Origin of the sequence: Rhodococcus sp. IEGM 1305 (genome assembly GCF_030058635.1) — a bacterium.
In the GTDB taxonomy this organism is placed as follows: Bacteria; Actinomycetota; Actinomycetes; order Mycobacteriales; family Mycobacteriaceae; genus Rhodococcus_F; species Rhodococcus_F opacus_D.
In genome coordinates this window covers 26,771-39,418 of record NZ_JASHKX010000033.1, presented here as the reverse complement: position 1 = coordinate 39,418, position 12,648 = coordinate 26,771, and the positions used below count along the sequence as shown (strand labels likewise).

Annotated in this window: 13 protein-coding genes and 1 riboswitch; of the genes, 7 read left to right on the top strand and 6 right to left on the bottom strand. The window is 68.0% G+C overall.

The genetic code is table 11. From position 1 onward, the window contains the following. Positions 1-278: 278 nt before the first annotated feature. The 4 genes from QM693_RS29860 to QM693_RS29850 all read left to right on the top strand — a co-directional run bounded on the left by QM693_RS29860 (position 279) and on the right by QM693_RS29850 (position 3,841). Positions 279-1,526, top strand: coding sequence for an MlaD family protein (locus QM693_RS29860; protein ID WP_283354145.1), 1,248 nt, complete (start codon positions 279-281; stop codon positions 1,524-1,526). An 80-nt stretch (positions 1,527-1,606) separates the two neighbouring features. Continuing rightward, positions 1,607-1,721, top strand: a riboswitch (SAM riboswitch). A gap of 51 nt (positions 1,722-1,772) precedes the next feature. Continuing rightward, positions 1,773-3,068: an aminotransferase class V-fold PLP-dependent enzyme gene (locus QM693_RS29855; protein ID WP_283354144.1), complete on the top strand. Its 1,296-nt coding sequence runs from the start codon at positions 1,773-1,775 to the stop codon at positions 3,066-3,068. 4 nt (positions 3,069-3,072) lie between these two features. Then, positions 3,073-3,165, top strand: coding sequence for a putative leader peptide (locus QM693_RS37940; protein WP_368680942.1), 93 nt, complete (start codon positions 3,073-3,075; stop codon positions 3,163-3,165). A 49-nt stretch (positions 3,166-3,214) separates the two neighbouring features. Further along, positions 3,215-3,841 (top strand): LLM class oxidoreductase, encoded by a 627-nt coding sequence (locus QM693_RS29850; RefSeq protein ID WP_283336367.1) that lies wholly within the window; start codon positions 3,215-3,217, stop codon positions 3,839-3,841. Between the two features lie 5 nt (positions 3,842-3,846). On the opposite strand, the gene QM693_RS29845 is transcribed toward QM693_RS29850, so the two are convergent. The 3 genes from QM693_RS29845 to QM693_RS29835 all read right to left on the bottom strand — a co-directional run bounded on the left by QM693_RS29845 (position 3,847) and on the right by QM693_RS29835 (position 6,120). Continuing rightward, the gene (locus QM693_RS29845) at positions 3,847-4,356 is read right to left on the bottom strand and encodes a flavin reductase family protein (protein ID WP_342365522.1); all 510 of its coding nucleotides are present in this window, start codon (positions 4,354-4,356) and stop codon (positions 3,847-3,849) included. A 164-nt stretch (positions 4,357-4,520) separates the two neighbouring features. Continuing rightward, entirely contained in the window at positions 4,521-4,994 is a 474-nt protein-coding gene (locus QM693_RS29840) for a YbaK/EbsC family protein (protein ID WP_005244991.1), read from the bottom strand. Between the two features lie 34 nt (positions 4,995-5,028). Continuing rightward, complete coding sequence (locus tag QM693_RS29835) at positions 5,029-6,120, bottom strand: ABC-2 transporter permease (RefSeq protein WP_280779132.1); 1,092 nt, start codon at positions 6,118-6,120, stop codon at positions 5,029-5,031. A gap of 124 nt (positions 6,121-6,244) precedes the next feature. Here QM693_RS29835 and QM693_RS29830 point away from each other — a divergent pair, with 124 nt between their 5' ends. After that, positions 6,245-6,823: a TetR/AcrR family transcriptional regulator gene (locus tag QM693_RS29830; protein ID WP_283336394.1), complete on the top strand. Its 579-nt coding sequence runs from the start codon at positions 6,245-6,247 to the stop codon at positions 6,821-6,823. Positions 6,824-6,825: 2 nt separating this feature from the next. Here the strand turns inward: QM693_RS29830 and QM693_RS29825 are convergent, their stop codons facing one another. Beyond that, on the bottom strand, positions 6,826-7,893 hold the full coding sequence (locus tag QM693_RS29825) for an alpha/beta fold hydrolase (protein WP_283354143.1): 1,068 nt from the start codon (positions 7,891-7,893) through the stop codon (positions 6,826-6,828). Positions 7,894-7,968: 75 nt separating this feature from the next. Next, the gene (locus tag QM693_RS29820; protein ID WP_283354142.1) at positions 7,969-9,288 is read right to left on the bottom strand and encodes a monooxygenase; all 1,320 of its coding nucleotides are present in this window, start codon (positions 9,286-9,288) and stop codon (positions 7,969-7,971) included. A gap of 82 nt (positions 9,289-9,370) precedes the next feature. Here QM693_RS29820 and QM693_RS29815 point away from each other — a divergent pair, with 82 nt between their 5' ends. Beyond that, positions 9,371-10,201, top strand: coding sequence for a crotonase/enoyl-CoA hydratase family protein (locus QM693_RS29815; protein ID WP_280779129.1), 831 nt, complete (start codon positions 9,371-9,373; stop codon positions 10,199-10,201). 114 nt (positions 10,202-10,315) lie between these two features. Continuing rightward, positions 10,316-12,013: an MDR family MFS transporter gene (locus QM693_RS29810; RefSeq protein ID WP_283354141.1), complete on the top strand. Its 1,698-nt coding sequence runs from the start codon at positions 10,316-10,318 to the stop codon at positions 12,011-12,013. A 112-nt stretch (positions 12,014-12,125) separates the two neighbouring features. On the opposite strand, the gene QM693_RS29805 is transcribed toward QM693_RS29810, so the two are convergent. Next, positions 12,126-12,617 carry an inorganic diphosphatase gene (locus QM693_RS29805; RefSeq protein ID WP_009477470.1) on the bottom strand — a complete coding sequence of 164 codons (492 nt, stop codon included), beginning with the start codon at positions 12,615-12,617 and terminating at the stop codon, positions 12,126-12,128. Positions 12,618-12,648: the final 31 nt, after the last annotated feature.

Below are 12,648 nucleotides of genomic sequence, written 5' to 3'. Positions count from 1 at the left end.
GGGCGGAGGTGACTGTCATCACGTCCTGTTGGGAACCGAAGATATTCCAAACTGAAAATTCAGTCAAGACCGTCGAGTGACGTGCGCCACCGAGGGTGGTTCGGAGTTTGCGCTGCTACGGCGACCGGACTAGATATATGTGTGACCGCTTGTCTCACATATCCCACTGTCATCGGAGTGCCTGTGTCTGCCGCCGCCATCAACAGTCATTTCGCGAACCGGTGCCTGCCAGCCGCAGCGGGGACGGCGTTCGGGCGACGCGACATCGAGGGTCGACGGTGAGGTCGCCGCTCGTCCGGTGGCAGCTGATCGGCTTCGTTCTCGTGGCTCTCACGGGCCTCGTCTACGTGGGTGCCAACTATGTGCGCCTGGGCAATCTCCTCGGGTTCGGCGAATACACCGTGCACCTCGAATCGGAGACGTCGGGCGGCATCTTCACCAATGCGGAAGTCGCCTACCGCGGCGTGCCGGTCGGCCGCGTCGGGGACATGTCCCTGACCCCGGACGGCGTCGTCGTCGAACTGAGGATCGACACGAGCGCGCCCGACATTCCCGCCTCCGCGAAAGCCGTCGTGGCCAACAGGTCGGCGATCGGCGAGCAGTACGTCGACCTTCGGCCCGCCACCGATCGGGGGCCGTTCCTCGCGGACGGGTCCCGAATCGCCGCCGCCGACACGTCGACGCCGGTGCCCGTCGAAGAATTGCTCGCCAGCACACGGGGATTGACGGAATCCGTGCCGATCGACGCGCTCCACACCGTCGTGACGGAACTCGGTGCGGCATTCGACGGCAAGGGCGAAGACCTTCAGTCGCTCGCGGATTCGTTGTCCGGGCTGTCGGGGTCGGGCTCCGAATCGCTCGATCGGACAATGGCTTTGGTGCGCGACGGTCGCACTGTACTGGATACGCAGTCCGAACAGTCCTCGGCGATCAAGGATTTCAGTGCCGACCTGGACTCGCTCGCGGATCGTCTGCGCAGCAGCGACCCGGACGTCCGGCGGCTGATCGACAACGGAAATCCGGCGAGCGATCTACTGGGGCAACTCGTCTCGGAGGCCGGACCCGGTGCCACGACGAACCTCGCCAACCTGTCCGTCACGGCGAAGGCGATCTCGGTGCAAGCCACCGCCCTGCAGACCCTGTTCGTGTACCTGCCGGGGGTGGCGGCAGCGTCGTCGACCATTGCGCCCGACGACGGAACCGTGCACCTGGGCCTGGTGGCCGAGACCAACAATCCGCCGTCGTGCACCGTCGGCTACGAGGGCACCCAGGCGATCCTCCAGGAGATGAAGCGGAACGACCCGAACTTCGACGACACGCAGCAGGACTTCCCGCAGAACACCGCCGCGTCCTGCGAAGCCCCACAGGGCAGTCTCACCGGCGTCCGCAGTGCGAACCGGATCGTGTTCGGCGACCCCGCCACCGTTCAGCCGTGGGACTCCACGCCCAAGAAGGACCCGAACAGGCTGGACCTCAACCCGATTGCGAATCAGCTCGCCCCGCTCCTCGGGGTGACTCCCAACTGACGCGAGTTCTCGGTCCCGGATCCGGGACCCTCCGGGTTTCGGGTTGACAACAGCGCGTCGATCCTGCAATCTTCGAAACAGGTCACGAGTACCAGCGTCAAGCCCCGGCTAGCTGGTCGGCAACCCTCCACCGCGGCGGGGTGCTCCGGGTGACGACCAGGCTGAGGTCCATACCGGACCCGGCAAGCGCGGACTCCGAGAGGGCACCGACCCTGCGACGAGTCCCTGACTACGAGGGATGTCGTGATGACTGCTGTACTGACCGCTGACGTGTGTGTTGCCCCCTTGGCCCAGGTTTCGGGCTCCGACCTGCGGGTTCCGCTCGTTCAGGGCGGCGACTGCGCCTACGTCAACTTCGACTACGCCGCCAGTGCGCCGGCGTTGGCGCAGGTGACCGACCGGATCGGGGCACTGCTACCGACGTACTCCAGCGTGCACCGCGGCGCCGGCTACGCGTCGCGGGTCTCGACCGAGTGCTACGAGAACGCCCGCGACTCTGTCGCCCGGTTCGTCGGAGCGGGGGAGGACCAGGTGGTGGTCTTCACCCGGAACACGACCGACTCGCTGAATCTGCTGGCCGGCTGCGTCCCCGGCAGCACCGTCGTCCTCGACATCGAGCATCATGCGAACCTGCTGCCGTGGAAGAACTCTCGCGTCGTGAGGGCGGCGGACACGCTGGAGGAGACGGTCCGCCTGCTCGTCGCAGAACTGTGCTCCAAGCCCACCGCCCTGCTCGCGGTGACGGGTGCATCCAACGTGACCGGCGAGGTTCTGCCGATCGCCGCCCTCGCCGAGGTGGCGCATCGTTGCGGCGCACGGATTCTCGTCGACGCCGCTCAGCTCGCGCCGCACCGGCGCATCGACGTCGAGGAGTGGGGCGTCGACTACCTCGCGTTCTCCGGGCACAAGCTGTATGCCCCCTTCGGCGCCGGTGTGCTGGTGGGCCGCCGGGACTGGCTGGACGCCGCCGAGCCCTATCTCGCAGGCGGCGGGGCGGTCCGGAACGTGACCGTCGAATCGACCCAGTGGGCGCCCGCCCCTGCCCGGCACGAGGCCGGAACCCCCAACGTGCTCGGCGCGGCGGCGCTCGCCGCCGCGTGCGATGCACTGTCCGAGCTGGACTTCGGCACGGTGGCCGCACACGAGGCGGCACTCACCGGCCGGCTCCTCGACGGCCTCGGCTCCGTCGACGGCCTGGAGTTCCTGCGGCTGTGGTCGGACGCCCCCGACACCGTGGGGATCGTGACGTTCACGATCGACGGGTTCGAGCCGGGAGAGATCGCCGCCTACCTCTCCGCCGAACATGGAATCGGAGTTCGCGACGGGCGGTTCTGCGCCCATCCTCTGCTGGGCCGCCTCGGCAGGCCCGACGGCGCCGTGCGGGTGAGTGTGGGTCTCGGAAGCTGCTCCGAGGACGTGGATCGGCTGGTCGACGCGGTGCGCACCCTGGTGGCGGGCCGCCGGAGCTGGACCTACGCCAAGGAGAGCGGCCAGTGGAATCCGGTGCCGGAGACGCGTTTTTCGCGGGACGCGCTAGTATGACCGCATGGCATCGCAGGCTGGGAGCACAATGATTGCTCACTGGTGCCGTCGGCATGTCGATCTGTGCCGAACCGCCTCGGGTATGTGTTCGAGCTGACCGTTCTTCCAGCTCCGTTTCATTCACACGTCATTCCCGAGGAACCCCTATGTCTCGAGACAATGCCTTCGTATCCCGTCCACTTCGCGTCGCCGTCGAACTGACCGGCTCCGGCCACCACCCGGCGGCCGAGGGTGCCACCGGCACGCGGCCGATCAACGGCGCGGACTACTGGGTGGACCTGACCGCCGATTCGACGGATCAGCTCGACCTCACGTCGTTCCCGCCGAACGTCGTCCGGATCCGGGCGTCCGATCTGCGTGAGGCGCAGCAGGAACGCGCACGGATCCGCGCCGAACTCGTCGCCGACGGTCGCGACCCCGACAGCGTCACCGTCCTGGTGGACCTCGAGGTGCTCATCGCCGTGGAGGCCCGCGCCGCCCGCAAGGAGCTGGCCCTCCTCGACAGCGCCCTGGCGACGCCCCGTGCTCCGGTGTCGTTGCAGTACATCGGAACTCCGGTCGGCCTCGCCGGACTCATCGCCGACATCCAGGCGGCAGGCGTCGCCGACGGTGTGACCGTGCTGCCGCTGTCGCTGCCCAGGGTTCTGGAGCAGCTCGTCGACGGCACCCTCCCGTGGCTGGAGGAGCGAGGTCTCGTCACCTCCGCCGACGCCGTCGACGAGGCGCTGCGTCGCTTCGACCTCCCCCTCCGCGAGCGGGTACTGGCGTCCTGACCTGGTCAGTTGCCGTTGTTCGCTGAACCGAGCGGAGTGGGCCGGTAGTACCGGCCCTCGTGATACAGCAGGGGAGCCGAAGCGGAGTCGTCGTCTGCCTCGGCATGAACGCGGGTGACGAGGCCGATGACGAGCGTGTGATCGCCGACGGGAATCAGCTGGTCCACGATCACCCGCAACCAGCTGGGAGTTCCGTGGAGGACCGGTTCGCCGGTGTCGAGTCGCGCCCAGAGCGACTCGTCGGAGAACCGCTGGTCGGCGCTTCGGGAGAATCGCTGAGCCAGGTGCTGCTGGTGCTCGCCGAGGAGGTGAATCACCAGCGAATCCGCGGAATGAAGTGCATCGATGCTGGACGACGTGTTCGCGATGTTGAACGACACCAACGGCGGGTCCAGTGAAACCGAGGAGAACGAGGACGCGGTGAAGCCGACCGGGCCGGACCCCGAATCGAGGGTCACGATGGTGACGCCCGCCGGGTGCCGACGCAGGGCTGCGCGGTAATCCTCGGCACAGATTCCGGGGGCGAGTCGATGGTCGCGGGGGAGGTCCGAACCATCGACGGTTTCGGCGTTCTCGGCTCTGTCGGACAAATCATTCTCCGGGTCGGCCCGTGCGGGCACTGTGTCATTCTCGTTCACGAGATCTGACGTCAACTATAGGGGCGTCAACCGCCCGGGATTCAGTCGACGTCGATCGCCAGGCCCGCGGTGATCCGCACCAACTCGGAGAACGACGTGCGGAAGACCGTGTCCGGGTGCCCGGCGGCCGCCCACAGTTCCGCGTACTCCGACAGGGCGTTGTCGACGTACGTCGGAAGGTTCGTGGGATGTCCGAGCGGGGCGATACCCCCGATCGGCTGTCCGGTCGCGATCCGCACCATGTCGAGGGGTGCCCGGGTCAGATTTCCCTGCAGTCGTTTGCCCGTGTTCGCCAGATCCACCTCGTGCGCCCCCGACACGAGGAGCAGGATCGGATCGTCGTCCAGGAGGAATACCAGCGACTTGGTGATGGCGCCGATATCGACCCCCAGAGACTCCGCCGCCTCGGCCGCGGAGTGGGTGGAGTCGGGCTGGGTCACGATCACCCCATGGTGTCCTCGCGCGATCAGAGTCTCGGCGACATGCGCGGCGTGGGGGTGCAGGGGCGTCGGCATGAACCAAGAGTAGGTCCATTCCTCCGGTACGACATCAAGAAGCGTCGTCCGACACGACATCGGAACGGGGCGTAGTCGATTCCGGCTTCCGGAGGCGCCGGGCGGTGAACCCGAACAGCAGTCCGAGCCCGACCACGGAATAGAGCGCGAGGGCGAGCGCGGGCTGTCCGAGCCCCACGTCGTCGAAGTACACGATGCTTCGAATTCCCTCGGTGCCGGCGCCCGGGGTGATCCAGCGTCCGATGGCCGCGTAGAAGGCGGGAATGACGTTCGAACCGAACGCACCGCCGGCGCTGGGATTGCCGAGAATGACGAAGACGGCGATCGCGAGGGGCACCGCAAGGATGCCGACCGAGGCGCGCAACCCCAGCGTGAACACGGCGGTGCCGAAGACGACACCTGTTCCGAGTAGCCACAGCGGGAACCAATGGCCTGCGAACGTGCCGAGCACGTGAGTGGTGATCAGGGCGCCGAGGGCGCCGGACACCACGGCGTAGCCGAACAGGACAGCCGTGTGCACGGTCGCCTGGCGGAGGCTTCGCGGGGCGCCGATGAACAGGCCGATCGCCGCCGCGAGCAGGTAGCCGCCGACCACCCACCCGACCGCGAGATAGAAGCCGGACAGTCCGCGGTTGTCGTGTGCGCCGACCGGAATTTCGTCGCGGACCGTGAACTGGCGACCCTGGCTGTTCTCCACCTGGGCGAAGACCGATTCGAGCGCGCTGGAGATGGAGCTGCCGCCCGCGCTCGCCGTGATCAGGGTGTCGGGGCCGACGGGGTTCATGACGAACGCACCCTGGATCTCGCGGTCGTGGAGGAGCCGCCGGGCTTCCGCGGTGTCCGAGACGACACGGGCGCGCAGCGGCCTGTCGTCGATCGCATCGAGCCGGTCGGCGACCTGCTGGTCCGTGCCTGCGGGCAGTCCCTCCGCCGCGACGACGCCGATCTCGATGTCGCGGGGCGTGGGCTGATGGAACGCGGCCACGTAGCTGAGGATGAAGCCGAGCTGGAGGAGGAGAACGCCGAAGACCAGCGCGACCATCACCTTGGGTGCGCCGTACTTCGACACCGGGCTGTCGTGGTGCACGGGAGCCGGGGTGGTGGATTCGCTGTCGGTCATGGTCATCGGACGTCCTCGATCCTTGTCGATACCGTGGGTATTGAATACCCTAGGTATCGTGACTGCAGATCGTCAACCGGACAGTCGTCACACCGAATGGGCGCCCACGACGCGTCCCGGTCGTGACGTCGTGCGTCAGCGCCTCCTCGACGCCGCGGCGGAGGAATTCGCCGAGCGCGGCTTCAGTGCGGCCAGGCTCGCCGAGGTGGCACGCCGGGCCGGATTCACCAAGGGGGCGGTCTACTCGAACTTCGAGTCGAAGCAGGACCTGTTCGCCGAACTCTTCGCCGCGCGCTCACTCGAACTGGCGGGACGGGTCCTCGCCGAGATCGCCGGCATGAACCCCTCGGATGCCGCGGGCAAAGGCGGCGAGGCGATCGCGTCGTGGATGGTGCGCGAGCCGGGGTGGTCGCTGCTGGTACTCGAATTCGGTGTGCTCGCCGCACGCGACCCGCAGATCGCCCAGGCCTACCTGCGGGAGCGGCGGCAATTGCGGGGAAGGCTCGTCGAATTGATCGGCGAGCGCGCGCGGGAGTGGGGGGTCGACGACACGTTCGACGTCCGCACCACGGCCATCTCGCTGATGGCCCTCATCTCCGGCCTCGTGCTCGAGCACTCCGTCGATCCCGAGGAAGTGGATCAGGCGACGATGGGCGCCGCGGTCACCGCACTGTTCGCGGGCGCCGTCGCGAGGGCCGGGCTGACCTGATCTCAGGCGGTGTGCGCGACGACCCCGTCGAGGAATCCGTCGATGTGCGCCCACGTGGAGTCCCTCGCCTTCGGGCCCGCGACGAGCCCGAGGTGGCTGCCCGGCGCGGACTCGAACCGCACCGACGGAGAACCGGTGAACACGTCGGTCGCCGCCCGGACCGACGGGATCGGGGCGATGACGTCCTCGGTGCCGCCGATCGCGAGAACCGGCACCGCGAGATCGGCCAGCGCGATCGCGCCGTTCCGGGTCTGGAAACTCCCCGCGGCGAGCGCGTTCCCGAGGATCAGCTGGGTGCAGACCTGGCGGAAGAACCGGGCCGGATAACCCGGCATGTCGGCCATGAACCGGTCGATGGACTCCATGCGCGCGAGGGTCTCGGTGTCGTGCAGGTTCCGGGCGATGAACCACGGCTTGGTGAGCTCGCGCTGAAGCGCGGTGAAGCGGTAGCTCGCCTGGACCAGCGGCGCGGGGAGTCCGCCCATCGCCGAAGTCGCGGTGGTGAGGGGGCGATCGCCGGTGAACCGGCCGACCATCCGCAGCGGCGCGATCATGGTCACCGACTCGTAGTCGATCGGCGTGCCGATCGCCGTCACGGAACCGATCGGCAGATAGTTCCGGCCCGCCGCCGTGAGCAGCGACATCGTTCCCCCGAGGCTCCAGCCGATCAGGTCGACGGGTGCACCGCCGTGGAGTCGGGACACCCGCTCGACCGCCGCCGGGATGAAGTCGTCGATCCAGTCCTCGAACCCGAGGCCGCGGTCGGAATAGCCCATGGTGCCGTAGTCGACGAGATACGCCGCCTTGCCGGAACCGGCCAGGTGCGCGGCCAGGCTCTGGCCCGGCCGGAGGTCGAAGCAGTGTGCGGGCGCGGCGAGCGGAGGCACGAGAAGGACGGGCCGGCCGCCGTCGGTCTCGGTGCTGTCGAATCGGTACAGGTCCTGATGGGGCGCCTCGTGGATGCGCGTCGACGGGGTTCGCTGGACCGGTGCGATTCCGCCGCCGAAGGACAGTCGCCAGGCGTTGCGGGTCAGCGTGTTCAGCGTCGGGTTCCAGGCGATGTCGAGCACGGATTTCCTCTCGTGGCGGCGCAGACCCTTCAGGTATCTGTGACGCAAACATACAGGTAATCTGGCGGTCGCCCGTCAGCGGGAGGCAAGCAGAACCCGCAGCACCGTCGCGGGCCGGAGCAGCACCCCCGGGCGGTCGAGCAGATGCGTCACCCGGAGGAACGCGGACCCCACGGCCGGGTCGACGGACGCCGCCCGATCGAGCCGGGACGTGTACGCATTGACCAACCGGACCCGCGCCGACCGCCGACCGGGCACGGCCGGGATCCGGAGGTCGTTGTCTACCGTGAGCGTCCACGCGGCATCGATACACCGGTTCGCCCCGCGGAGGAACCGGCGAGCGAGATGGGCGCGCCCCGACCGCAGACAGTCCCGCAGGATCGTCGCCTCCACCGCGGCGACGCTCATGCCCTGGCCGTAGATCGGGTTGAACGAGCAGATGGCGTCCGCGAACGGCAGGTAATTCGACGGCAGATCGTCCGCGGAATAGTGCCGGCGGACGGTCGTCGGGATTCGGTATCGCACGCCGTCGTCCACCGGCTCGGCCGTGCGCAGCGCGTCGTACATGTCGGGGGCGGGAAACGACTTCACGAAGTCGAGGAAGCCGTCCGGATCCAGTGGCGGCACGTCGTCCCCGTACCCGGCGAGAGTGACGATCCAGGTGCCGTCCTCCTGCACGCCCATGAATCCGCTGCGCGGACTCGACGGTCCCGGCGCCATCCCGATGCCGGAATCCCCGTCCAGATGCGGCGGGTCGAGCCGGAAGTGCCTCGTCGCGTAGCTGACGTCCACGGCCAGCTGCGACTCGGCCGGCGGCGCGAACCCCAGCTCGCCGAGCCGGGCGACAGTCTGCCAACTGCGGCCGGACGAGTCCACGACGAGATCGGTCTCGACGACCTCCGGCGGGACGCCGCCCCGGTGCTGCACGGTCACACCGGTCACCTGTCCGCCGTCGACGGTGAGACCCGTGACGTCGGAGCGGTCCCGTATCCGCACGTTCGGCAGGGCCTCGACCCGGTTGCGCATCTGCCACTCGACGAGCGGTCTGCTCGCGAGAATACCGGGGACGCCACTGATCTCGCGCGCCATCCGATGCCCGTCGACGATCCACCGGATGTCGCCCAGTGCGTCGCCCGCGGTGGCGCCGAGGGCCAGGAGCTCGGACACGAACCCCGGAAGGAGGTCCTCCATCGCGGCCTGCCCGCCTGCGAGAAGCGCGTGCACGTGCCGGGCCTGCGGCACGCACCTGCGCGCGACGGCTGTGTCGGGCAGGATGTCGCGGTCGAGGACGACGACGCTCCGGAACGAGCCGGCGAGAGCCGCCGCGGCAAGCAGTCCCCCCATTCCGGCGCCGACGACTACGGCGTTGCCGGCCGGGGTCGTCCGGTGCGTCATGGCGGCTGTCCGTTCACAAGACGGTGCAGAGACCTCCAGGGTATTTCTCCTGACCTCGAAGAGCGGTGGTTACTCTGGAGTAATGACCGAACAGAAGACCTGGAATGCGTTCACCGTCGAGCGCAAGGATCACGTCGCGCAGGTGACGCTCATCGGACCCGGAAAGGGCAACGCGATGGGCCCGGATTTCTGGAGCGAGCTCCCCGAGATCTTCGGGGAACTCGACACCGATCCGGACGTGCGGGCCGTGGTGATCGCCGGCTCCGGCAAGAACTTCTCCTTCGGTCTGGATCTGCCCGCCATGAGCGGCAGCTTCGGGTCCGTCCTCGCCGACAAGGCGCAGGCCGGCCCGCGTACCGCGTTCCACGACATGATCAAGCGGATGCAGTCCGGCATCAACGCGGTCGCCGACTGCCGCAAGCCGGTGGTCGCGGCCGTCCAGGGCTGGTGCATCGGCGGCGGCGTCGACCTGATCTCCGCGTGCGACATTCGCTACGCCAGCACCGACGCGAAGTTCAGCATCCGTGAGGTCAAAGTCGCGATCGTCGCGGACATGGGCAGCTTCGCCAGGCTGCCCGCCATCATCGGCGACGGCCACCTGCGGGAACTCGCGCTCACCGGTAAGGACATCGACTCCGGGCGCGCCGAGAAGATCGGTCTCGTCAACGGTGTCTTCGCGGACGTCGACGCCGTCCTCGCCGCCGCGCACGCGACCGCGGCCGAGATCGCGGCGAACCCGCCGCTCGTCGTGCACGGCATCAAGGACGTCCTGGACCACTCCCGCGCGGCCGCCGTCGACGACAGCCTCCGCTACGTCGCCGCGTGGAACGCCGCGTTCCTGCCGTCGCAGGACCTGACCGAGGCGATCACCGCCGTCTTCGAGAAGCGCGCCCCCGAATTCACGGGCGAATAGTCCGTCCGCCGACGCGGCCGCACCTCCGGGACGGGGTGCGGCCGCGTCGTAGTCGCTTATCCGCAGGTAAAGCCCAGTTCATCAGTTGCCCGAAACCTCGCCGCCCTCGCATACTTGCGGACTACAAGTAAACGACAGCGCAGCGAGGAAACAGTGTCGAATTCGGTCGAAACGCCGGTGGCCTACACCCACCGGCAGATCCTGGCTGTACTCAGTGGGTTGATGCTCGGCATGTTCCTCGCCGCGCTCGACCAGACGATCGTGGCGACGGCGATCCGGACCATCGCCGACGACCTCGACGGGTATTCGCTGCAGGCGTGGGCCACCACCGCATACCTCGTCACCGCCACCCTGGCGACGCCGCTCTACGGCAAACTGTCCGACATCTACGGCCGCAAACCGTTCTTCATGTTCGCGATCACGGTGTTCGTGATCGGCTCGGTCATGTGCACCTTCTCGACGTCGATGTACATGCTCGCGGCCTTCCGTGCAGTGCAGGGGCTCGGCGCGGGCGGTCTGTTCTCGTTGGCGCTCACCATCATCGGCGACATCGTCTCCCCGCGTGAACGGGCCAAATATCAGGGCTACTTCCTGGCCGTGTTCGGCACCTCCAGCGTCCTCGGCCCCGTCCTCGGCGGAGTGTTCGCCGGGCAGGATGTGATCCTCGGAATCGACGGCTGGCGTTGGGTTTTCCTCGTCAACGTGCCGGTGGGACTGGTCGCGCTCACGGTCGTCTCCCGCGTGCTGCACCTGCCGCGGCGACCGAGCGGAAGCCGGCGGATCGACTGGTGGGGCGCGATCGCCCTCGCGGTGGGTGTGGTGCCGCTGCTCGTGGTCGCCGAACAGGGGCACAGCTGGGGGTGGGGCAGCTCGAAGTCGTTGGCGTGCTACGTGATCGGCGTCATCGGTGTGCTCGCCTTCGTGTCGGTGGAATTGGCGATGAAGGACGACGCACTCATCCCGATGCGCTTCTTCCGTAACAGCACCTTCGCGCTCGGTGTCGTGATCAGCCTAGTCGTGGGCGCCGTCATGTTCGGCGGTATCACCTTGCTGCCGCAGTACTTACAGGTGGTGAAGGGCTCGAGCCCCACCCTGGCCGGGTTCCAGATTCTGCCGATGGTCCTCGGCCTCATGGCCGGCTCGGTGGTCAGCGGTCAGATGATCTCGCGGACCGGGCGGTACCGGTACTTCCCGATCCTGGGCACCGCTCTGATCGGGATCGGCGCGTTCCTGCTGCACACGCTGGCCGCCGACACCCCGATGCCCGTCGTGATGGTGTTCATGCTGATCCTCGGACTCGGTCTCGGAAACCTGATGCAGCCCCTCACCCTCGCCATTCAGAACGCACTGCCCCCGCAGGACATGGGGGTGTCGACCGGAGCGGCCACGTTCTTCCGGCAGATCGGCGGCACCGCAGGCGTCGCAATCTTCCTGTCGATCCTCTTCTCCCGCCTCACCCCGGCCATCGGCGAACGCGTGACAGCCGCCGCCGGCACAGCCGACTTCCGTCGAGCCGTGGCCGCGGCCGCACAGAGCAACGACCCCGCGGAGGCCGCCATGGGCCAAGGGATCCTCAGCCCCGACCACGCCGGCGTCAGCGGAGTCCTCACGGACAGCTCGGTGATCGGAAAACTCGACGACGTGCTGGCCCTGCCCTTCCGCGAAGGATTCGCCGACGCAATCGGATCCGTCTTCCTCAGCGTGTCGATGCTCGCCGTCGTCGCCTTCGTCCTCACTCTGCTGTGGAAGGAAGTGCCACTCCGCAGCGAGTCCGGCCTCCAGGCCGCGGCGCGGGGAGACGCGCAGGAGTGAGACGCCAACGGCGCCCACCCCCGCGGGGGATGGGCGCCGTTGCCGTAAATATCGGGAGGCTCAGTGCCAGACGATTCGCCGCCGGCTCAGTGCCCGACGATTCGCCGCCGGCTCAGTGCCCGCCGTTGTCCTTCAGACGCTTGAACGAGGCCTCGACCTCGGCCTTCGCCTCGGCCACCCCGACCCAGTCGGCGGCCTCGACGTGCTTGCCCGGCTCGAGGTCCTTGTAGTGGACGAAGAAGTGCTTGATGGCATCCAGTTCGAACTGCGGAACGTCGCCGATGTCCTGGATGTGATCCCAGCGCGGGTCGCCGGCCGGCACACACAGCACCTTGTCGTCGCCGCCGGCCTCGTCGACCATCTTGAACATGCCGACCGGACGTGCCTCGACGATGACGCCGGGGAACACGGACTCGGGGAGCAGGACCAGCGCGTCCAGCGGGTCGCCGTCCTCGCCGAGCGTGTTCTCGATGAAGCCGTAGTCGGCCGGGTAGCCGAACGCGGTGTAGAGGTAGCGGTCCAGCTTCACGCGACCGGTCACGTGGTCGACCTCGTACTTGTTTCGCTGACCCTTGGGGATCTCGATGGTGACGTCGAACTCCACGCCGATTCCTCGCTGTCGTGTCGATGATGAT